Raw genomic sequence first — 20,589 nt, 5'->3', positions numbered from 1 at the left:
GGTCCCGGCCGAGGAGTGCGTTCTTCGCACCACGGCGTCCCCACCACCCCCGCCTCCCTCCGCTCAGGGCGGACACCTATGCTCGCGTCAGATGATCGCGCGTGCCCGATGCTTCGGCTTCCGCCACGGGTCTCGCGAACGGCAGCGCACTCTCCCGCAGGAGCCTCACCATGACTTCCTCCGCCGACGAATCCGCTTCCTGGACCAGGTTGCGGGAGGGCTCCCCGCGGGTTCCCCATACACCCCTCGACGAGGAGAAACGGCGCAGCTCGGACATTCCGGGCACGTTGCTGCCTGCACCGGACGGGATGAATCACCCCCTGGTCTTCGAACCCGCTCTCAAGCAGTTCGCCAATGCCTACCGGGCAGGAGAACCGGACTTCGGCGATGGCGGGGAAGAGGTGGGGCGCACCTGGCATCGGGCGCGGCGCACCGTACTCGACACAGTGCTCGCGTCCATCGCGGACGGCCCGTGGGGCGACCATCTGGTGCTGCGTGGCAGTGTGTTGATGGCCACATGGTTCGGTAGGGCCGCCCGCGACCCGGGTGATCTGGACTTCCTCTTCGTACCCCGGGACTGGGCCATGGACGACCCTCGGACCTCGGGTGTCTTCGGCACGATCGCCCGTGACGCGGCAGCGGCCGCCGTCGGTGGCCCCGTCCGGATCGACGCGGCAGGCATGGTGACGGAGGACATCTGGACGTACGACCGGGTTCCGGGCCGACGCATGCTGTTGCCGTGGACGGCGGACGGTGTGCCCGGCGGCACCGTGCAGCTCGACGTGGTGTTCAACGAGATCCTTCCCTCGCCCGCCGTGCTCACCGAACTCCGGCCGCTGGGAGACGGCCCGGGTTGCCGCGTGCGGGCCGTGTCCCCCGAGCTGTCGCTGGCCTGGAAGTTGCTGTGGCTGGTCACCGACATGTATCCGCAGGGCAAGGATCTGTACGATGCCGTGCTGCTCGCGGAACACTCCCCACCTGTTTACGAACTGTTGCGGGAGGCCTTCGTTCTCGGCGGGACCGAGGGCCTGCGGCCCGTCAGCGCCCGGTTGTTCGACGATTTGGGGGTACAGACCGGTTGGGAGCACTTCATCGCAGAACACCCGTGGGTCACGGAAAGTGCCGCGAGCTATTGCGGACGTCTCGCGCGAGCGCTGGCACCGCTCCTGGAGACGGAGGTGTCGGCTGGCGGGACGGGCCGGTACCGACAGTGGTCCCGGTGGCTGCAGCCACTGGTGGAGGCCACGCGCGCGTCGGCCGCGGAGGCCCCTGCCGCCGCACTCGGATATCTGGCCGAAGGCGGGCGGGACGGGCTGCTGGCGGCCGTCGTGGTCGTACGGGAGATCACCGGGCCCCGGCGTCCGGATCTGGCGGACGCACTCGCCGACGTCCTTTCCCATGAGGGAAGTTGGCAGTACTGGCGGGACCATCCCGAGGCGTGCGTCCGGCTCCTCGACGAGCTGCGCTGATCAACTCCCCCGGGCCCTGCCCCGGTTCAGCCGGCCCGGCCCATCGCGCTGCGCAGCATGGCAACCGTCGTCGCGGCCGCCGCTCGCTCCGCACCGTCGTCCGTCGCGCGCACTCGCTCCTCCAGGAGGACCACGGCCGCCTGAAGGACACCCACACGCACCGGAACGCTCTGCATCGCCGTCAGTACGGCCGCCGCCTGTTCGGCCGGGGTGGCCGTGGCGGCCTGTGGAATGAGGGTGGTGATTCCGCGCCCGAGCGCGCGGTCGCGAGGCGGCTGAGCCGCGGCTGTGGTCACCCGAGAAGTGTGCCGCACCGGACCCGGGGAATCGGTCAGCGACCTGGCTGTGACGCTTCGGGACCTTCATGGACATGCGCGTGCACGCGCCTCAACAGTGCTGCCAGCTGGGCCTGTTCCGACCCGGTCAGGGGTGCGAGCAGCGCCTCCTGCACAGCCAGCGCCTCGGCCTGGAGCTCCCTGAGCGCCGCACGGCCGGCCGGGGTGGGCGTGACGGTCACCCGGCGGCGGTCGCCGGTATCGCGGGCCCGGTCGACGAGACCGGCCACCGAGAGATCGTCCACGATCTTGACGATGTCGCTCCGGTCGATGCCGAGCCGCGATGCCAGTTCCCGTTGTACATGAGGGCCGAAGTCGACGAGCGCCGACAGCACGGCCATGTGCCAGAGCCGCAGATTTCGGTCGGCCAGTCGTGCCGCCAGCATGCTGCGCGCCGTCTTGCCGGTCTTGGACAACAGATAGGTCGTGAGTCCCAGGAGGCTGGGCGGGGTCTCGCTCATCGACACTACCTTAGGCCCACACCAATGGTAGGTTCTCACCTACCAATCGGAGCGCATCATGGATGCCCGCATCCGTGCCTGCCGGAGCACGACGCGCGGTGTCCCGCTCCGGGTGCACCGCGCCGCGCGTCCTGCGCACCGTCATCTCGATCCGGTCATGGCCGTGCCCGTGCTCCGGCGTCCGATCCTCGGTCTCACCGCCCTGGCGCGGCGCCTACCCCTGGGCCCAGTCGCGCATGGCCGTCCGCGACGAGAAGGCGGCGACGTCCTTGTCGAGCGGTTGGTCGGTGTACTGATGAATACGCCAGGGTGCCTTGATCCTGGGCTCCCCCGCGGTCACGTAGTCGGCGATCCACAGACCATCACCGGCATACGACGTGGTGTCGTGGTTCAACCAGAAGTAGCGGTTGCAGTACAGCAGAACCTTGTGGTGCGGCCGCAGGCGCTTGACCTCACGGATGAAGCGGTCCTTTTCGGCATTGCTGGCCCTCGTGCCTTCGCCGTTCTGCTCCCAGTCCACGGCGAGCAGATCGCCCGCCTTCTCCGGAGCCTTGCTCGCGAAGTACTCGGCCTGGGCCGTGATGTTTCCCGGCCAGAGAAAATGATAAAAGCCGACCACGCACTCCGCGTCCCTCGCACGTTTCACCTGGGCCGCCAGATGCGGATTGATGTACGAACGTCCCTCGGTGGCCTTGATGAAGACGAAGTCCAGTCCGTCCGTGTCGAAGGACGACTGATGGGAGCTGACATCGACGCCATGCAGCATGGGCACCGCCTTCAAGTGGGCTCAGTGATTCCGTTCTCCTCCTGTAGGTGCCCGCAGTGACTCGTTCCCATCCTTCGGGTGAACGGGCGAATCGCTTTTCCAACGCCAGGAATACGGACCGGCGACGGGTAGTTGATGATGCGCGAGACCACATCACGTACCGCAGGCGCCATGGGAAGGTCGGATCCATGAAGATCGGCATCATCGGAGCGGGCAACATCGGCGGAAACCTCACCCGGCGCCTCACCGCGCTGGGCCACGACGTCTCCGTCGCCAATTCGCGCGGCCCGCAGACGCTCTCCGCGCTCGCCGACGAGACCGGAGCCACCGCGGTCACCGCCGCTGAAGCGGCTCGGGGAGCCCAGGTCGTCGTCGTCACCGTCCCCCTCAAGGCCGTTCCCGATCTGCCCGCGGGCCTGATCGACGGTGCCGCGGACGCGGTCGCGGTCATCGACACGGGCAATTACTATCCGCAACAGCGCGACGGCCGTATCGCCGCGATCGAGGGCGGCAAGCCCGAGAGCCGGTGGACCGAGGAGCAGATCGGTCATTCGGTGATCAAGGCGTTCAACGGGACGTACGCGCAGGACATCCTCTCCAACGGCCTTCCCAAGGGCAGCCCCGGCCGTCAGGCGTTGCCGGTGGCCGGTGACGACGCGGCGGCCAAGCAGGTCGTGCGCGAGCTCATCGACGAGCTGGGTTTCGACACCGTGGACGCGGGAGGCCTCGACGAGTCCTGGCGTCAGCAGCCCGGCACACCTGTTTACGGTCATCAGGGCGACGCGGAAGCAATCACCAAGGCGCTCGCCGAAGCGTCCCCCGAGCGCACGGCCGAGTGGCGCGCCTGACGTCCCCGACGCCGGGGACGGTCGGGTTCGTCCCCGTCACCCCCGGCGCGCCCCTCACCGACGAGCGCCCCGGCGCCGGCCGTGGGCCCTCAGGCGCACTCCGGCGCGCGTCCGAGGGCCCGGCGCATGCGCCCTGCCGTCAGGTGTGGCAGGGCGCACTTCTCATTCGTCGAAGTCGGTGCTGCGGCTGACCGTCTCCCAGGCAAGAGTCTCTGCGCGGGCCGCTTCGAGGTGGGCCTGGATCGCGTCGATCGCGTCGTTCCCGAGCGGCAGTCGCAGTGGCGTCTCCTCGGCGGCGAGAGCGGTGAGAATGGCTGCAGCCGCCTTGTCGGGGTCGCCCTCCTGTTTGCCGTCCGAGCCCGGGAGGTTTGTCCGTACGGGGCCGACCGTCGCCTCGTACGCGGGGATCTCGGCGGCCCGGCGGAGCGCCCCTCCCCCGGCGAACCCGGTCCGGAACGATCCGGGTTCGACGATCAGGACCTTGATCCCGTGCGGGGCGACCTCGGCCGCGAGGGCCTCGGACAGTCCTTCGAGGGCGAATTTGCTCGCCGAGTAGGCACCGACCCCGGGGAAGGTGAACCGTCCGCCCATGCTGCTCATCTGCACAATGACGCCGGATTTCTGACGGCGCATGTGGGGCAGCACCGCGCGGACCAGCGCCGCGGGACCGAAGAAATGCAGGTCCATCAGGTCCCGCAGTTCCTGGTCGGTGGTCTCCTCGACCGCCCCGACCAGGCCGAGGCCCGCGTTGTTGACGACGACATCGATACGCCCGTGCCAGAGCAGCGTTTCGGCGACGACCGCCGCGATGCGTGCGGTGTCGGTGACGTCCAACTGGGCTGCCACGGCCCGGTCGGGGTAGGCGGCGACCAGATCGCGTCGAGCGCCTCGGGCCTGCGGGCCGTGGCCACGACGGTGTCCCCTGCGGCCAGAGCGGCGGCGGCGATCGAACGGCCGAATCCGGAAGACGCTCCCGTGATTTTGCCGAGGCTCTGCTCACGGTCCGTCAGTCCGAGCGGGTGGCCGCCGCCGCGGAACGGCACCGGCGCGGGGAGAGGGGCGTACTGCGGGTGGGCTTCGAGGCGAGCGGTGCGGGTGAACTCACCACCCGCGCACGGGCCGAGTTCGCACGACGCCACCCAGGCGTGCGAGTGGTACCCAAGCGCTATAAATGGGGGCAGGAGGCCGCCGCCCTGCGTGAGGGGCTGGTCGACGTGGCTTTCGTCTGGCTGCCCAACGATCTGACCGGCCTCCGCTCCGAGATGGTGCATACGGAACCACGCGTCGTGGGGCTGCCGTCCGGGCACGCGCTCGCGGGCCGCGACGAGATTTCCGTACTCGACGTGGGCGACGAGCCGCTGATGTGGACCGAGCGTGCGCCTCGCGAATGGGTGGACTGGTGGGCGGTCAACCCTCGCCCGGACGGATCGAGTCCCCGATGGGGGCCGACCAACGACAACGTCGAGGAGATGCTGGAGCAGGTGGCCGAGGGCTCCGCCATCTGCTTCGCACCGATGAGCATGGCCAGGTACTACACCCGTCCGGATCTCTCCTGGATACCGCTGACCGACGTCGAGCCCCTGCGGACCGTGCTCGCCTGGGCCGACGGCACGGACAACAACCTGGTGCGGGGGTTCGCGTGCGTGGTACGTGAACTGGCGGCCGGGGCCCGGACCGGGTCCGGGCCCGACGACCGGACCGGTACTACTGGTCGTCTTCCGGACGGGCCGGAAGGCTGTCCATGAACGAGCTGACGGAGAAGACGGCGCGTCCGGGTCCGGGCGGCCCGTAGCCGGGGGGCGAGCTGAGGCCGTACTCCTCCATGGTCGCGCGATAGGCGTCCAGCAGGCGGATGTGGTACTCGAGCGGCGCCCCGTCCGGGTTGGTCTTCCCGAGCGGGGTGGTGGGCTCCGGGCACCAGGTGGTGAACCGCGGGGTGATGCCGTGCGACATGAAGAACCGCAGGCCCTCGGTGGTCGAGGCGATGGCTTCATCCACCGTGGTGAAGCCGAAGGGCTCGGCCATCTCCACGCCCGCCACGAAGTTGGGGATGACGTTGCGGGCGCCGAAGACCTCGGCGGAGTCCAGGATGCGGCGGTGCCATTCGTCGCGACCCACGTAGCGTTCCTTGCCCGGGCAGTAGAGCTCGAACAGCCGGCGGTCCCACACCTCGTAGTTGGGGTGGTAGATCTGCACGCCGTAGTCGTGGAACCGCTGTACGTCGGCCTTGGGCAGGGCCTGGGCGACGACCTTGCCGATCCAGCGGCCGGGGAACCGCTCCTCGATGGCCTTGGCGTACTGCCCGTAGAAATCGGCCTCGTCGCGGCCTCCGATGTGGGAGGTGATGGCCCCGCCGGTGAGGGTGTAGGCGGTGGAGGTCTTCGCCGTGTCGTACTTGTCGATGATGGCGAGCGCCTCCAGGACCTCCTCGACCGGCTTCACCCCGGTGTACGGGCGTCCCGCCGCCTTGTGCTGGCGCCAGTTGTGGTTGATGTCGCAGTACTGGCACTCCTCCTTCGCCCCGAAGTACTGGCAGACCCGGAAGACGGTCAGGTAGACGAGGTATCCCCACTGGATGGTGGGCGCCACCTCCATCACGGACTTGCCGTTCTCCAGCGTGTGCCGGTAGTAGTCCGGCATGGGCGGCAGACCCACGTCGGAGATCCGCCGGCCGTCGAGATACAGCCCGAGCACACCGTCGTCGTCGGCCGCGACACGGTACGGGGACGCGGGGTTGACCCGCACCGACACGACGGTCCTGCGCAGGTCGTACGGTCCGCCGGTGAGGACGATCTCCTCCGGCGGACGGCGGAGTGCGGCCGCGCCCAGCTCGGGAAGGGTGCCGTGGTCGAACGAGAAGATGAAGTAGGACTTCGGCTTGACGTCACCGTCCTCGTTGTCGCTGAGCGCGGACTCGTCGAACGCCACGCCGCCGCGCAGCAGATCCTCCTTGATGACGGCTTCCCGGGGCACGTGCGGGAACTGCTCCATGAGGCGCTCGACCAGACGGGTGCGGTTCCCGTCGGCGCGACTCGTTTCGGTGCGGCTGCGGTCGGTACTGCTGGGCATGTGCGGGACTCCTCGGTCCGGTCGTCTGCGGCGTTCCGGGTACGCCACACTGTGCAACGAACCGGACACGTCAGCAGTGCCCCGACCCACCGGCCGATTCGTCCCGGTGCGGCGCGGATGGTCCGTGGCCGCCAGTGGTGCGGTCCGGGCCGTCAGTCGGTGGCCGCTTCCGGGCCGGGATTCACCGGTCCCAGTGCGTGGGGCGGCCGAGTGATGGCGGGAGCTTCGTCGCCGTGTCGCCCCGGGCCGCGTTGAGCTGGGCCTGAGTGAGGAAGAGGCTTCCGGTGAGGTCGGCGCCGGACAGGTCCGCGTCCCGGAAGTCGGCGCCGATCAGGTCGGCCAGGCGCAGATCGGCACCGGTGAGGTCCGCTGCGATCAGATAGGCGCCGCGCAGATCGGCGCCCCGCAGATCGGCGCCCTTGAGCCTGGCTCCGATGAGGTCGGCGCCGCGGTGGTCGCGCTTCTTCCTGCGCGGCGCCGTCGCCCGTACCAGTTCGCTGGTACGGAGCAGCAGTTCGGCCACGACATCGCGGTGCCCGGCCACGTCCAGTTCCGAGAACGCGTCCGCCGGGAGGTGGGTGAGGCGCTCCGTCTCGTCGAGGGTGCGCCGGATCTCCGTGCGAAGGGGCCGCGCCGGTTCCAGGGACAACGCTTCCGTGAGGTACCAGAGGAGTTCATGGAGCTGCCGCACGACCGGGAACACCTGGAACATCTGCCGGGCGGTCTGCGGGGCGCTGCGCCAGTCCTGTCCGTCGAAGATCTCGCCGGAAACCTTCTGGCCCGCCCCGAAGCAGTCGTACACGGTGCAGCCGGGGAAACCCTGTGTCCGCAGTTCGGTGTGGATGCCGCAGCGGAAGTCCTCCTGGAGGTTCCGGCAGGGCTTCCCGGCGTCCTTGTCGATGGCGAAGTCCGCGGACCGTGTCAGGGTCAGGGCCACGCAGCACAGCCCGAAACAGTTCACGCAGTCGGCGCGCAGCGCGGCACGATCGGTGCGGTCGTGGCCGGGGCCTTGGACATTGTCGGGCACGGTGCGTAAGTCCTCTGGGTACGGAGCTGTCGGACGGTCGACCTTATCGGGATCCGTCACCCGTTCGCGTCAATTTCATGATCGCCGGATCAGGGGGCTCCGATCCGGCCCGAGCCCTGCGCGCGATGGTGGTGGGTAGTACATCTTTGTAGGAGGTGGCCAGGACCGTGGCGAACGCAGCAGTCGACGACATCCCTGCCCGCCGGGTACTCACCGATCCGGCCGGCCTCGCGCGGTATCAGCACGACGAGGCCGAGTGGGCCCCGTACGGAACGCCGCTGGCCATGGTGCGTCCGCAGAACACCGAAGAGGTCCGGGATGTGGTCCGGCACTGCCTGGCGAACCGCGAAAGGCGTAGCGGGGTACGACCTGGCCGGACTGACGGTCGGGTCCGAGGGCACCCTCGGTGTGATCACGGAGATCACGGTGCGGCTGCGTCCGGCACAGCCGGAGGAACGGACCGTGGCCGGGTACTTCTCCTCGGTGGTCGCCGCGGGTGAGGCGGTGAGCGCCGTGACCGCTTCGGGTGTGATCCCCTCGGCGCTCGAACTGGTCGACGGTCACTGCCTGGCCGCCGTCGACGCCTGGAAGAAGATGGGGCCCTCCGCCGACGCGGACGTGGTGCTGCTCGGCCGGGTGGACACGCCGGGCACGGAGGGCGACGCCGAGGCCGAGCTGGTACGGAAGTGCTTCGAGGGGGCGGGAGCCACCTGGGCCGCGGTCTCCAGGACCAGCAGGAGGCCGATGCGCTGTTCCAGGCGCGTCGGCTGGCCTACCCGGCGCTGCAGCGCCTCGGTCCGGTCCTGACCGAGGACGTGTGCGTGCCGCGGACCGCGGTGCCCGAGATGCTGGCCCGGATCGAGAAGACAGCGGCCCGGCACGACATTCTGGTGGCCAACATCGCTCATGCCGTGGACGGGAACCGGCACCCGCTCATCATCACCACGCCCGGCGACGAAGCCGCGCGCGCCCGCGCCCAGTTGGCCTTCGAGGACATCCTCGACGATGCCATCGCCCTGGGTGGCACGGTGACGGGCGAGCACGGGGTGGGACTGCTGAAGATGCGCGGGATGAACAAGGAACTGGGTTCCGCGGTGCTGGGCATGCATCACGCAGTGAAGGCGGCGCTGGGCCCGCATGGCATCCTCAACCCTGGCAAGGTGCTCGGCGGGGGCGGGCCGACGCTCACCGGTGAAGGGGTCGCTCCACAGATGTGACCCGGGGTACCGGGCGCGGCGGCATCGGCCAGGAGCACGGTCGGCGCCCCGCACCCGAGGCGCTGTCAGTGGTGCGGCGCACACTGGCAGCAGTACGGCAGGGGCGAAGGGGGACACTGATGGACACCGAGCACGAGACCGGGTTCGAACCGGCCACCGGGGACGGCCCGTCGGCTCCGGTGCCGGCCAGAAAGCGCTCTGCTTCCGTGCGGACGGCGTTCGAGGGGATGCTGCAGATCCGCCGGCTGACGAACACCGGACACGCCGACCCGCAGGGCGTACCCGCCCCGTGGGAGACACACCGGCCGGTACGGGCGGTCGCCATCGCGCTGGAGGCATCGGGCCTGACCGCCTCGGCCGTCGACGGATCGGGCCTGCGCACGGCGACCGGATACCGCTTGCAGCGGGGTGAGACACCGGGCGGTGTACGTGTCGAGTGGCTCGGGCCGCCCGGCAGCGGTGCCGCCCACGCGGAGGAGGCCGAGCTGGCCCAGTGCGCGGCCGTGCTGCGGGAGTTGGGCTGGACGGTGCTGCTGTACCGCGGAGCGCGCCGTCGAAGATTCCTGGAGGTCGAACCACCGGCCGGTGCGCGAGGGCCGAACGACGGGTAGCGGGCGCCCACCCGCCGCCGTCGGCGGGCGTTGTCAGACCCATGGGGGATGCTGGTGGGTCCGACACCTCTGACCGGGAGATGCTGAGATGCGCAATGACGAACTCGCTGCGGCCCAGGCGTATGTCCGACTGCTGGAGGCCACTCGTGCCGCGCTCGCGGAGCCGGAGGACGGCCCCTTGTACGTGCCGTTGCTCGCCTCGCCGATCGCCGAGGCCGATGGTGCGCTGCGGCGTGCCGGCCTGTGCGGCAACGAGTCCCGGTTCTTCGACCTCGTGAGCTCGCTGCAGCCGAGCATGTCCGGCGGCGGTCGCTGAGCGCACCTGCTGAACGGCGCCGCGGGCGCAGGGTGCTCCACCGCCGGACGGGCGGGCCGAATCGGCTCGGCCGGCCCCGTCCGGCGTGCGGGAATCGGCGTCCGGCGTCGTGCAATCGGCTTCGAGGCTCGGCGGTCTGCGATCTGAGGCGTGTGACCGTCAGGCCTTGCGGTCGTCGTGGCGGCCTCGCGCCGTCTCTCTTCGCCTCGGCGCCCCGATGCGCGACCATGCTCCGAATGGGTAGGCGGACGGGGCGACCGCTCGTTGAATTGATTCAAGGCAGCAAGAAAACCCGACCAGCTCCTTGACTGGAAGCTTGTGGCAAATCTAGCGTACGGTCCAGATGAAACGATTCATGCATCCGAACGGTCACCGGTCACTGGATGACTCTGCTTGCGAGGTGTTCATGTCTGATGTGTCGGCCGTCAAGGCAGCTCTGAAGTCCCAGGTCATCGAGACGCCGTCGTGGGGGTACGGGAACTCCGGGACACGATTCAAGGTGTTCGCGCAGCCGGGTGTGCCGCGCGATCCGTTCGAGAAGCTGGAGGACGCGGCGCAGGTGCACGCGTTCACGGGTGTGGCGCCGAAGGTGTCGTTGCACATTCCGTGGGACAAGGTCGAGGACTACGCCGCGCTGACCCGGCACGCCGAGGATCTCGGGCTGCGGATCGGGGCGATCAACTCCAACGTCTTCCAGGACGACGACTACAAGCTCGGCTCGGTCACCCACCCCGATCCGAAGGTGCGCCGCAAGGCCACCGACCATCTGCTGGAGTGCGTCGACATCATGGACGAGACCGGGTCTCCCGATCTCAAGCTCTGGTTCTCCGACGGCACGAACTACCCCGGGCAGGACGACATCACGGGCCGCCAGGACCGGCTGGCCCAGGCGCTGGCAGAGGTGTACCAGCGGCTGGGTGACGATCAGCGGATGCTGCTGGAGTACAAACTCTTCGAGCCCGCGTTCTACGCGACCGACGTGCCCGACTGGGGTACCGCGTACGCGCATTGCCAGGGTCTCGGTCCGAAGGCCCAGGTGGTCGTGGACACCGGGCACCACGCGCCGGGCACCAACATCGAGTTCATCGTGGCCTTTCTGCTGCGCGCGGGGAAGCTCGGCGCGTTCGACTTCAACTCCCGGTTCTACGCGGACGACGATCTGATGGCCGGGGCGGCCGACCCGTTCCAGTTGTTCAGGATCATGCACGAGGTGGTCAGGAACGGCGGCCTGAAGCCCGAGACGAACGTCAATTTCATGCTCGACCAGTGCCACAACATCGAAGCGAAGATCCCCGCCGTGATCCGGTCGGTCGCCAATGTGCAGGAAGCCACCGCCAAGGCGCTGCTGGTCGACATGGACGCACTGAGCGCCGCGCAGCGGTCCGGCGATGTGCTGGCCGCGAACGGCGCCCTGATGGATGCATACAACACCGATGTGCGTCCGCTGCTGGCCGAGGTGCGTGAGGAACTCGGCCTGGCCAGGGACCCGTTCGCCGCCTATCTGGCCTCGGGCAACCAGGAGCGGATCGCCGCCGCCCGGATCGGTGGCGAGCAGGCCGGCTGGGGCGCCTGAGCTCCGTCTCCTCCCCCGCACCTTCACCGACCGGTTCAGACGGACCCCCGACCACGAAGGAATCCCATGACCTCCGCGACGCACGCCGAAGTCGCCGCACTCCTGGAACGCGCCCACCGGATCGGCTCCGACGCCCGGAACACCAACTACGCCGGTGGCAACACATCGGTCAAGGCCACCGGCACCGACCCGGTCACCGGCGGCGACACCGAACTGCTGTGGGTCAAGGGTTCCGGTGGTGATCTCGGCACGCTCACCGAGGCCGGGCTCGCCGTGCTGCGCCTGGACCGGGTGCGCGCTCTCAAGGACGTGTACCCGGGGGTGGAGCGCGAGGACGAGATGGTCCCGGCGTTCGACTACTGCCTGCACGGCAAGGGTGGTGCGGCGCCGTCCATCGACACGGCGATGCACGCCCTGGTCGAGGCCGCTCATGTCGACCATCTGCATCCGGACTCGGGAATCGCGCTGGCGTGCGCCGCCGACGGTGAGAAGCTGACCGCGGAGTGTTTCGGCGACAAGGTGGCCTGGGTGGGCTGGCGCAGGCCGGGGTTCCAGCTCGGTCTGGACATCGCCGCGGTCAAGGAGGCCAACCCGCGGGCCGTAGGGGTGATCCTCGGCGGCCATGGCATCACGGCCTGGGGCGAGACGTCCGAGGAGTGCGAGCACAACGCCCTCTGGATGATCCGTACCGCCGAGACCTTCCTCCAGGAACGGGGCAGGGCTGAACCCTTCGGCCCTGCGTGGGCGGGCCGGGAACCCCTTCCCGAGGAGCGGCGCCGGGAGCGTGCGGCCGCGCTCGCCCCGCTGATCCGCGGTCTTGCCTCCACCGACCGCGCTCAGGTGGGCCACTTCACCGACACGGAGCCGGTGCTGGACTTCCTCGCCCGTACCGAGCACCCGCGGCTCGCCGCTCTGGGCACCTCGTGCCCGGACCACTTCCTTCGCACGAAGGTCAGCCCGCTGGTGCTCGATCTGCCCGGGGATGCCCCGCTGGACGAGGCGGCGGCGCGGCTGAAGGAGCTGCACGCGGAGTACCGGGAGGCGTATCGCGCGTACTACGAGCGTCATGCCTGCCCCGACTCCCCCGCGATGCGCGGCGCGGACCCGGCGATCGTGCTGGTGCCCGGGGTCGGCATGTTCTCCTTCGGCAAGGACAAGCAGACGGCGCGGGTCGCCGGGGAGTTCTATCTCAATGCCATCAATGTGATGCGTGGCGCCGAGGCCGTCTCCTCGTACGCACCGATCGAGGAGTCCGAGAAGTTCCGGATCGAGTACTGGGAGCTGGAGGAGGCCAAGCTGCGCCGGATGCCGAAGGCGAAGCCGCTGGCCACCCGGGTGGCGCTGGTCACGGGCGCGGGGTCCGGCATCGGCAAGGCCATCGCGCACCGGCTGGTAGCGGAGGGGGCGTGTGTCGTCGTCGCGGACATCGACGCGGAGAACGCCGCCTCGGTGGCGCGGGAACTCGGCGGGTCCGACAAGGCTGTCGCCGTGACGGTCGATGTGACCAGTGAGGAGCAGATCGTCGACGCGTTCAGGGCCGGCGTGCTGGCGTTCGGCGGTGTGGATCTCGTCGTGAACAATGCCGGGATCTCCATCTCGAAGCCGCTGTTGGAGACGACGGCCCGGGACTGGGATCTTCAGCACGACATCATGGCGCGCGGCTCGTTCCTGGTCTCGCGCGAGGCCGCCCGGGTGATGAGGACGCAGAACCTCGGAGGCGACATCGTCTACATCACGTCGAAGAACGCCGTGTTCGCGGGTCCGAACAACATCGCCTACTCGGCCACCAAGGCCGATCAGGCCCACCAGGTGCGGCTGCTGGCTGCCGAGTTGGGCGAGCACGGGATCCGGGTCAACGGCATCAACCCCGATGGCGTGGTGCGTGGCTCGGGCATCTTCGCGGCCGGCTGGGGTGCCCAGCGTGCGGCGACGTACGGCATCGAGGAGGAGAAGCTCGGCGAGTTCTACGCCCAGCGGACCCTCCTCAAGCGCGAGGTGCTCCCGGAGCATGTGGCCAACGCCGTGTTCGCGCTGGCCGGCGGGGACCTCACGCACACGACCGGACTTCACGTTCCCGTCGATGCCGGTGTGGCCGCGGCCTTCCTTCGATGACCGGATGAGATCTCCATGTCTGTGACGTCACGAAGCGACGGGGCCTTCGCCGCCGTGGACCTCGGGGCCACCAGCGGCCGGGTGATCACCGGCCTGGCCGGGCCCGGCAGGCTCGAACTGAACGAGGTGCACCGATTCGCCAATACGCCGGTGCGGTTGCCGGACGGGCTGCGGTGGGACGTGCTCGCTCTGTACCAGGGGATGCTGGACGGTCTGCGTATGGCTGCGCGCAGCGGTCCGATCGCCTCGATCGGCATCGATACGTGGGCGGTCGACTACGGCCTTTTCGATGCGGACGGGGCACTGCTCGGGCTGCCGTTCCACTACCGGGACAGCCGGAACGCAAGGGCGGCCGAGCAGGTGCTGGCCGTGTGCGGGGCGCAGGAGCTCTATGCCGTCAGCGGGTTGCAGCATCTGCAGTTCAACACCGTGTTCCAGCTTGCTGCTCACCGTGCGAGTGCCCAGTGGGGTGCGGCACGGACGATGCTGCTGATCCCCGATCTGCTGACGTACTGGCTGACCGGCACGGTGGGGGCGGAGATCACCAATGCGTCGACGACCGGTCTGTTCGACGCGTCGGCCGGCGGCTGGTCCGATGCGCTGATCGGCCGACTGGGTCTGGCGCGTTCCTGGTTCCCCCCGTTGCGTGTGCCGGGTGATCCGGCGGGGACGCTGCTGCCGCATGTTGCCGAGTACACGGGTCTACCGGCCAGGACACCGGTGACGGTCGTCGCCTCGCACGACACGGCGTCGGCGGTCGCGGCGGTGCCCGCGACCGAGCCCGGGTTCGCTTATGTGTCCTGCGGTACGTGGTCATTGGCCGGACTTGAGCTGCCGGCTCCGGTGCTGACGGAGGAGTCCCGCTCGGCGAACTTCACCAATGAGCGCGGGGTGGACGGCACGGTCCGCCATCTCCGCAACATCATGGGGATGTGGCTGTTGGAGGAGTGCCGGCGGACCTGGGGCCGGCGGGGCGAGGATCCGGGCCTGGCCGCACTGCTCGCAGAGGCGGCCCGTGCCCGGCCGTTCGCGGCGGTGATCGATCCCGACGACGAGGCGTTCCTCGCGCCGGGTGACATGCCGTCGCGCATCGACGCCCATCTCCTGGGGACCGGGCAGGTACCGCCCGACAGTGCCGGCGGCTATGTCCGGTGTGTGCTGGAGAGCCTGGCGCTGGCCCACCGCAGGACGTTGCGGGAGGCAGCCGGCCTTGCGGGGCGGGAGTTGACCCGGATCCATCTCGTCGGCGGGGGTTCGCGCAACGAGCTCTTGTGCCAGTGGACCGCGGATGCCACGGGGCTGCCCGTGACGGCCGGACCGGCCGAGGCGACCGCGCTCGGCAACATCCTGTTGCAGGCACGCGCCCAGGGACTGGTGGGCGACCTCGCGGACATGCGACAACTGGTAGCACGGACACAGGAATTGCGCCACTACACCCCGCAGGGGGACCGGCGGGCCTGGGACCTGGCCGCCGCGCGGCTGAAACGGGCGTGAGCCCATTCGGCCCTGCCCTCGGCCGGGAGTCGGGGCGCCCTCCGGGGAGGTCCGGGCCCTCGACGGAACCGAAGGAAGGAATCTCATGACTGATGTCTCGCCCAACGTGCTCGACGGTGTGCTCGCCCGCACCCCGCGCCGTCGTACCCGTGTCGGTCTGGTGTCCGGCGGACTCGGTGCGTACTGGCCGCAGTTCCCCGGTCTGCTCGACCGACTGCGGGAGTCGGCCCGCTTCGTGACCGGGCGGTTCGAGGAGATGGGCTGCGAGGTCGTCGACGCAGGTTTCATCTCCGATCCGCAGGAGGCGGCAAGGGCCGCGGAACGGCTGCGGGCGGCCGACTGCGACATCGTCGTGACGTTTCTGACGACGTATCTGACAGCCTCGATGGTGCTGCCGATCGCCCAGCGCGCACATGCTCCGGTGCTGGTCATCGACCTCCAGCCGACCGAGGCGATGGACCATCCGGACACCGACACGGGCAAGTGGCTGGCGTACTGCGGGCAGTGCCCGCTGCCGGAGGTCGCCAATGTGTTCCGGCGCGGGGGGATCCCGTTCCGTTCCGTCTCGGGCCATCTGCGCGACGAGAACGCCTGGAAGCGGATCCGCCGCTGGATCCGTGCCGCGCAGGTGCGTGGCGCGATGCGCCACGGCCGGCACGGTCTGATGGGCCACCTCTACCCCGGCATGCTCGACGTCTCCACCGACATGACGCTGGTCTCCACCCAGTTCGGCGGGCATGTCGAAGTCCTCGAATTCGACGACCTGCGGGTCCGGGTCGCCGCCGTGACGGACGAGGCGGCCGCCGAACGCGTCGCGCTCGCACGTACGGTCTTCACCCTCGACGAATCCGTCGACGAGGACGATCTCGCCTGGGCGGCACGGGTTTCGGTCGGGCTGGACCGGCTCGTCGAGGACTTCGGACTCGACAGTCTCGCCTACTACCACCGCGGCCTGGAGGGCGAGATCCACGAGCGGCTCGGCGCCGGCATGATCCTCGGCGCGTCGCTGCTGACCGCACGTGGCATCCCGATGGCCGGTGAGTACGAACTGCGCACCAGCCTCGCCATGCTGATCGCCGACACCATCGGCGCCGGTGGCTCCTTCACCGAACTCCAGGCCCTCAATTTCCGCGACCGGGTTGTCGAGATGGGCCACGACGGCCCCGCCCACCTGGCCATCAGCGCCAAAGACCCGCTGCTGCGCGGGCTGGGCGTCTACCACGGCAAGCGCGGCTGGGGCGTGAGTGTGGAGTTCGACGTCAGACACGGCCCGGTCACCACGTTCGGCATCGGGCAGGAGGCCGACGGCACCTTCACCTTCATCGCCTCCGAGGGCCAGGTCGTACCGGGGCCGCTGCTGGAGATCGGCAACACCACCTCCCGGGTCGACTTCGGCTTCGACCCCGGCGAGTGGACCGATGCCTGGGCCGCGACCGGCATCGGTCACCACTGGACGCTGTGCACCGGCCATCGTGCCAAGGACCTCAAGGCCGCGGCCGACCTGCTCGGCATCCCGTTCCGCACGGTCGACGGGCCGAACGACCTCTGATTCCCGTACGCGGTCTCCCCTCGCTCCGCCACGGTCCGTCTCGGCCCGTCTCGGCCCGTCTCGGCCCGTCGCGACCTGTCTTGGTTCGTCGCGGTCCGCCCCGGTCCTCTCAGGCCGTCATGCTGGGAGCGGCGGCCAGGCCGAGTTCGCGGTCGCCCAGCGGGGCGAAGAAGAGTGCCACGTCGGCCTCGGTGACCTCGGCGAGAGCCGCCGGGCTCCACTGCGGATCGCGGTCCTTGTCGATGATCTGGGCACGCACGCCTTCCACCAGGTCGGGCCGGGTGAAGGCGGTGCACGAAGTCCGGTACTCCTGGTCGAGCACCGCCTCCAGGCTGTCGAGCCCGCGTGCTCTGCGCAGAGCGGAGAGGGTCACCTTGAGCGCGGTCGGCGACTTGGTGAGAATGATTTCGGCGGCCTGCTTGGCGGCGGGGACGCCGCTGCTGTCGAGCCGGTCGACGATCTCCTCGACCGAGTCCGCCCCGTAGCAGGAGTCGATCCACTCACGGTGCGCGGCCAGTTCACCGTCCGGCGCGGGTGAGGCGTACCGCCGCACCGTCTTCTCGATCTCGGCAGCCGTACCGCAGCCTGCGAGGTCCGCGGTGAGTTCGGCGAGACGCTGCGAGGGGACGAAATGGTCGGCGAGACCGCACAGCAGCGCGTCACCCGCGCCGACCGCCTCCGCGGTGAGCGCCAGATGGGTGCCGAGCTCGCCGGGCGCCGCACCGAGCAGATACGTGCCGCCGACGTCGGGGACGAATCCGATACCGGTCTCGGGCATGGCGACGCGCGAGCGTTCGGTGACGACACGGACGTCGCCGTGGGCCGAGACACCGACGCCGCCGCCCATCACGATGCCGTCCATGATCGCGACGTAGGGCTTGGGGAATCGGGCGATGCGGGCATTGAGCCGGTATTCGTCGCGCCAGAAGTCCATCGATGTGCCGCCGCCGACGCGGGCGTCCTCGTAGATGGACCGGATGTCGCCGCCCGCGCAGAGGCCGCGCTCGCCCGCCCCGGTGAGCAGGACCGCGGTGACGGAGTCGTCGAGCTCGGCGTCGGCGAGTGCTGCGTCGATACGCACCGCCATGGTGTGGTTCAGAGCGTTCAGGGCGCCCGGACGGTTGAGGGTGATGTGCCGGACACGCCCCTCGGTGTGCAGCAGAACGGGATCTTCGTGGGTCATGAATGCGCTCCGGTCAGCCCCTGTGCCGTATCGACCGCCGATCGCGGACGATCTTCCGCTGCCATTCTCCGGGGCGGGGTCCGTGCCTGGGCGGCAGGGGTCCGGAGTCCGCCCGGTCCGGCTTCCCTGCCGGATTTTTCCGGGTGTCCGCTGTGGCAACCTGCCGGAACCGGTTCGACAATTGAGTGACCCGGTTCGGGCCGCGCCGTCCGGCAGCCCCGCCCGGCGACCTCCGGAGCAGGAATGACCGATCAGGACCAGCAACCGAGCACTTCCGTCCCGCCACGTCTGCTGATCGAGAAGACGCACAACGGCGACAACGCGACGGCTCAGCGGCTTGCCATGAATCGGACGGGCAGCTTCGAGTGGGACGTGGCCGCCGGGACGCTCGACATGGACGACGCCGGGCTGCTGGTGTTCGGTCTGGACCCGCAGACCTTCGACTCACGGCCCGAGACCGTGCTGGCTCGGCTCGAACAGTCGGAGCGGACCCGTCTCGATGTGGCGATCGTGGAGGCGATCGAAAGTGGACGCAGTTCGTACAGCGTTCATTTCCGGGTGCCGATGGACGACGGCAGGGACCAGTGGACCCACATCCAGGCGCGCATACTGCGCAGCGACGAAGGACAGGCGCACCGGATCGTCGGGGTGGTGCAGGACGCCACTGCGGAGGTCACCTATTCGGCCTTCGTGCTCGATCTGGAAAAACGGCGGCAGCGGCAGACCAGCATCGTTGAACGAACAACCAGCGCACTGTCACGCGCGGTGACCGTCGACGACGTGACCGCCGCGCTCACCGGCCCGGGTGGGCTTGCCCGGCTCGGAGCGGACGGGCTCTCGCTCGGCCTGGTCGAGAACACCACGCTGAGCGCCATCGCTCTGAGCGGCGACTCGGTGGAGGCGGTCGACGCGCTCGGGGACGCGGGGCTGGACCGGCGGTACCCGCTGGCGGACACCGTGCTCAGCGGCCGGCCCCGGTTTCTGACCTCGGTCACGGCTCTCACCCGTCGCTATCCCGTGCTGGCCCCCTATGCCAATCGGCTGAAATTCCGGGCCGTCGCCTATCTGCCCCTCGTCGCCCAGGCGCGTTCCCTCGGCACCCTGGCGCTCTTCTACCGCGAGAACACGACCTTCAACGCGGATGAGCGCAATCTGTGCCTGGGGCTGGCCGCCATCGTGGCGCAGTCCCTGCAGCGCGCGAAGCTCTTCGACGAGGAGCGCGAATTCGCCACCGGCCTTCAGTCCGCGATGCTGCCGCGCCGGATCCAGGAGATCGAGGGCGGCGAGATCGCCGTGCGCTACCACGCCGCCTGGAGCGGCCGCCAGGTCGGCGGCGACTGGTACGACGTGATCGGCCTGCCCAAGAACCGGTTCGGGATCGTGGTCGGCGACGTGCAGGGCCATGACACGCACGCCGCCGCCATCATGGGCCAGTTGCGCATCGCCCTGCGCGCGTACGCCGCCGAGGGGCATCCCCCTTCGACGGTGCTGGCGCGGGCTTCGCGCTTCCTCGCCGAACTGGACACGGACCGTTTCGCGACCTGTACGTACGCCCAGGTCGAACTGGCTTCGGGGACCGTGCGCGTGGTTCGGGCCGGACATTTCGGCCCACTGATCCGGCATATGGACGGCCGGGTCGGCAGCCCCCAGGTGCGAGGCGGACTGCCGCTGGGCATCTCGACCGACTTCGAGGACGAGGAGTTCCCGGAGACCCGCCTGGACCTGGTGCCGGGCGAGACTCTTGTCCTGTACACCGATGGCCTGGTGGAAGAGCCGGGGGCCGACATCGATGCGGGAGTGCAGGCACTGATCAACGAGGTGGGCGCGGGGCCGGCGAGCGCCCAGGCACTGGCCGACCATCTGTCGGACCAGCTCTGGGAGCGTTGGGGTTCGGGGGACGACGTGGCCCTTCTGGTTCTCCGGCGCAGCCCGGACCCCGGGTCGCCACGGGCCCCGCGGTTGCACCAGTACATCCACCAGGCGGACCCGGAGGGGCTGTCCGACGCGCGGACCATCGTGCGCCAGGCCCTGACCGACTGGGACATGGCCGAACTCGCGGACGATGCCGAGCTGGTGACCGGCGAGCTGCTGGTGAATGTCCTGCTGCACACGGAAGGCGGCGCGGTCCTCACTCTGGAGGTGCTGCCGGAACCCGTGCGGCGGGTCCGCCTGTCCGTGCAGGACCGCTCCAGCGCCTGGCCCAGGCGTCGCAGCCCGGGTGAGACCGCGACATCGGGGCGGGGCCTGCTGCTCCTGGATGCCGTCGCCGCCCGCTGGGGCATCGAGCCTAGCGGCGAGGGCAAGGCGGTCTGGTGCGAGATCGGCCCCTCGGTGCCGCCCACCGTCACTCCCCGGCCGACCGCGAAGCAGGGGTGACGACGGCCCCGGAGGACGCGCCGCCCCCGCGCGGGCAGGGGCAGTCCGGGGGATGTGCCGCCCCACACCCCCAGCACGGGGGGCGACCGCCCCCACCCGTGGTTCTTGTGCAATCCCGCGTTGGGAACACCCGCTTTTTTCTCCATGTTTTTTTGTTCCGCGCCTCTTTCCAGAACCACCACC

16 protein-coding genes and 2 pseudogenes are annotated in these 20,589 nt (G+C 69.6%); 11 read left to right on the top strand and 7 right to left on the bottom strand.

The features are described 5' to 3' along the window. The first annotated feature begins 170 nt into the window (after window positions 1–170). Window positions 171–1,469 (top strand): nucleotidyl transferase AbiEii/AbiGii toxin family protein, encoded by a 1,299-nt coding sequence (locus ACFVX4_RS25940; RefSeq protein WP_389981305.1) that lies wholly within the window; start codon window positions 171–173, stop codon window positions 1,467–1,469. Window positions 1,470–1,495: 26 nt separating this feature from the next. Here ACFVX4_RS25940 and ACFVX4_RS25935 read toward each other — a convergent pair whose 3' ends face one another. The 3 genes from ACFVX4_RS25935 to ACFVX4_RS25925 all read right to left on the bottom strand — a co-directional run bounded on the left by ACFVX4_RS25935 (window position 1,496) and on the right by ACFVX4_RS25925 (window position 3,031). After that, window positions 1,496–1,765 carry a hypothetical protein gene (locus ACFVX4_RS25935; protein WP_389981303.1) on the bottom strand — a complete coding sequence of 90 codons (270 nt, stop codon included), beginning with the start codon at window positions 1,763–1,765 and terminating at the stop codon, window positions 1,496–1,498. 35 nt (window positions 1,766–1,800) lie between these two features. Beyond that, window positions 1,801–2,265, bottom strand: coding sequence for a MarR family winged helix-turn-helix transcriptional regulator (locus tag ACFVX4_RS25930; RefSeq protein ID WP_389981301.1), 465 nt, complete (start codon window positions 2,263–2,265; stop codon window positions 1,801–1,803). A 214-nt stretch (window positions 2,266–2,479) separates the two neighbouring features. Next, complete coding sequence (locus tag ACFVX4_RS25925) at window positions 2,480–3,031, bottom strand: glycoside hydrolase family 25 protein (protein ID WP_389981299.1); 552 nt, start codon at window positions 3,029–3,031, stop codon at window positions 2,480–2,482. Between the two features lie 152 nt (window positions 3,032–3,183). Between ACFVX4_RS25925 and ACFVX4_RS25920 the strand changes: the two genes are divergently transcribed. Next, a complete protein-coding gene (locus ACFVX4_RS25920; RefSeq protein ID WP_389981478.1) occupies window positions 3,184–3,879 on the top strand; it encodes an NADPH-dependent F420 reductase in 696 nt (231 codons plus the stop codon). A 162-nt stretch (window positions 3,880–4,041) separates the two neighbouring features. Here ACFVX4_RS25920 and ACFVX4_RS25915 read toward each other — a convergent pair. Then, window positions 4,042–4,859: pseudogene (locus ACFVX4_RS25915) on the bottom strand (oxidoreductase). 39 nt (window positions 4,860–4,898) lie between these two features. On the opposite strand from ACFVX4_RS25915, the gene ACFVX4_RS25910 reads away from it, so the two are divergent. Continuing rightward, a complete protein-coding gene (locus ACFVX4_RS25910; RefSeq protein ID WP_389981297.1) occupies window positions 4,899–5,624 on the top strand; it encodes a LysR family substrate-binding domain-containing protein in 726 nt (241 codons plus the stop codon). Here the strand turns inward: ACFVX4_RS25910 and ACFVX4_RS25905 are convergent. Next, window positions 5,584–6,948 carry a radical SAM protein gene (locus ACFVX4_RS25905; protein ID WP_389981295.1) on the bottom strand — a complete coding sequence of 455 codons (1,365 nt, stop codon included), beginning with the start codon at window positions 6,946–6,948 and terminating at the stop codon, window positions 5,584–5,586. The genes ACFVX4_RS25910 and ACFVX4_RS25905 overlap by 41 nt on opposite strands. 181 nt (window positions 6,949–7,129) lie before the next feature. Beyond that, window positions 7,130–7,975, bottom strand: coding sequence for a pentapeptide repeat-containing protein (locus ACFVX4_RS25900; protein ID WP_389981293.1), 846 nt, complete (start codon window positions 7,973–7,975; stop codon window positions 7,130–7,132). Window positions 7,976–8,293: 318 nt separating this feature from the next. Here ACFVX4_RS25900 and ACFVX4_RS25895 point away from each other — a divergent pair. The 7 genes and pseudogenes from ACFVX4_RS25895 (at window position 8,294) to ACFVX4_RS25865 (ending at window position 16,847) form a co-directional block, all read left to right on the top strand. Continuing rightward, window positions 8,294–9,192: pseudogene (locus ACFVX4_RS25895) on the top strand (FAD-binding oxidoreductase). Window positions 9,193–9,311: 119 nt separating this feature from the next. Next, window positions 9,312–9,803 (top strand): hypothetical protein, encoded by a 492-nt coding sequence (locus ACFVX4_RS25890; protein WP_389981291.1) that lies wholly within the window; start codon window positions 9,312–9,314, stop codon window positions 9,801–9,803. 88 nt (window positions 9,804–9,891) lie between these two features. Next, window positions 9,892–10,119, top strand: coding sequence for a hypothetical protein (locus ACFVX4_RS25885; protein WP_385335324.1), 228 nt, complete (start codon window positions 9,892–9,894; stop codon window positions 10,117–10,119). 406 nt (window positions 10,120–10,525) lie between these two features. After that, window positions 10,526–11,692 carry an L-rhamnose isomerase gene (gene rhaI, locus ACFVX4_RS25880; protein ID WP_389981289.1) on the top strand — a complete coding sequence of 389 codons (1,167 nt, stop codon included), beginning with the start codon at window positions 10,526–10,528 and terminating at the stop codon, window positions 11,690–11,692. Between the two features lie 66 nt (window positions 11,693–11,758). After that, window positions 11,759–13,804 carry a bifunctional aldolase/short-chain dehydrogenase gene (locus ACFVX4_RS25875; protein ID WP_389981287.1) on the top strand — a complete coding sequence of 682 codons (2,046 nt, stop codon included), beginning with the start codon at window positions 11,759–11,761 and terminating at the stop codon, window positions 13,802–13,804. A 15-nt stretch (window positions 13,805–13,819) separates the two neighbouring features. Next, window positions 13,820–15,298 (top strand): rhamnulokinase family protein, encoded by a 1,479-nt coding sequence (locus ACFVX4_RS25870; RefSeq protein ID WP_389981285.1) that lies wholly within the window; start codon window positions 13,820–13,822, stop codon window positions 15,296–15,298. Window positions 15,299–15,383: 85 nt separating this feature from the next. Then, window positions 15,384–16,847 (top strand): arabinose isomerase, encoded by a 1,464-nt coding sequence (locus ACFVX4_RS25865; protein WP_389981283.1) that lies wholly within the window; start codon window positions 15,384–15,386, stop codon window positions 16,845–16,847. A 109-nt stretch (window positions 16,848–16,956) separates the two neighbouring features. On the opposite strand, the gene ACFVX4_RS25860 is transcribed toward ACFVX4_RS25865, so the two are convergent. Further along, window positions 16,957–18,030: an enoyl-CoA hydratase/isomerase family protein gene (locus ACFVX4_RS25860; protein WP_389981281.1), complete on the bottom strand. Its 1,074-nt coding sequence runs from the start codon at window positions 18,028–18,030 to the stop codon at window positions 16,957–16,959. A 243-nt stretch (window positions 18,031–18,273) separates the two neighbouring features. On the opposite strand from ACFVX4_RS25860, the gene ACFVX4_RS25855 reads away from it, so the two are divergent. Then, window positions 18,274–20,406 (top strand): SpoIIE family protein phosphatase, encoded by a 2,133-nt coding sequence (locus tag ACFVX4_RS25855; protein ID WP_389981279.1) that lies wholly within the window; start codon window positions 18,274–18,276, stop codon window positions 20,404–20,406. The last annotated feature ends 183 nt before the right edge of the window (window positions 20,407–20,589 follow it).

The organism is Streptomyces sp. NPDC058240 (genome assembly GCF_042882135.1).
Lineage (GTDB): Bacteria > Actinomycetota > Actinomycetes > Streptomycetales > Streptomycetaceae > Streptomyces.
The sequence above is the reverse complement of the archived record's forward strand: the minus strand, read 5'-3'. Positions and strand labels throughout refer to the sequence as shown.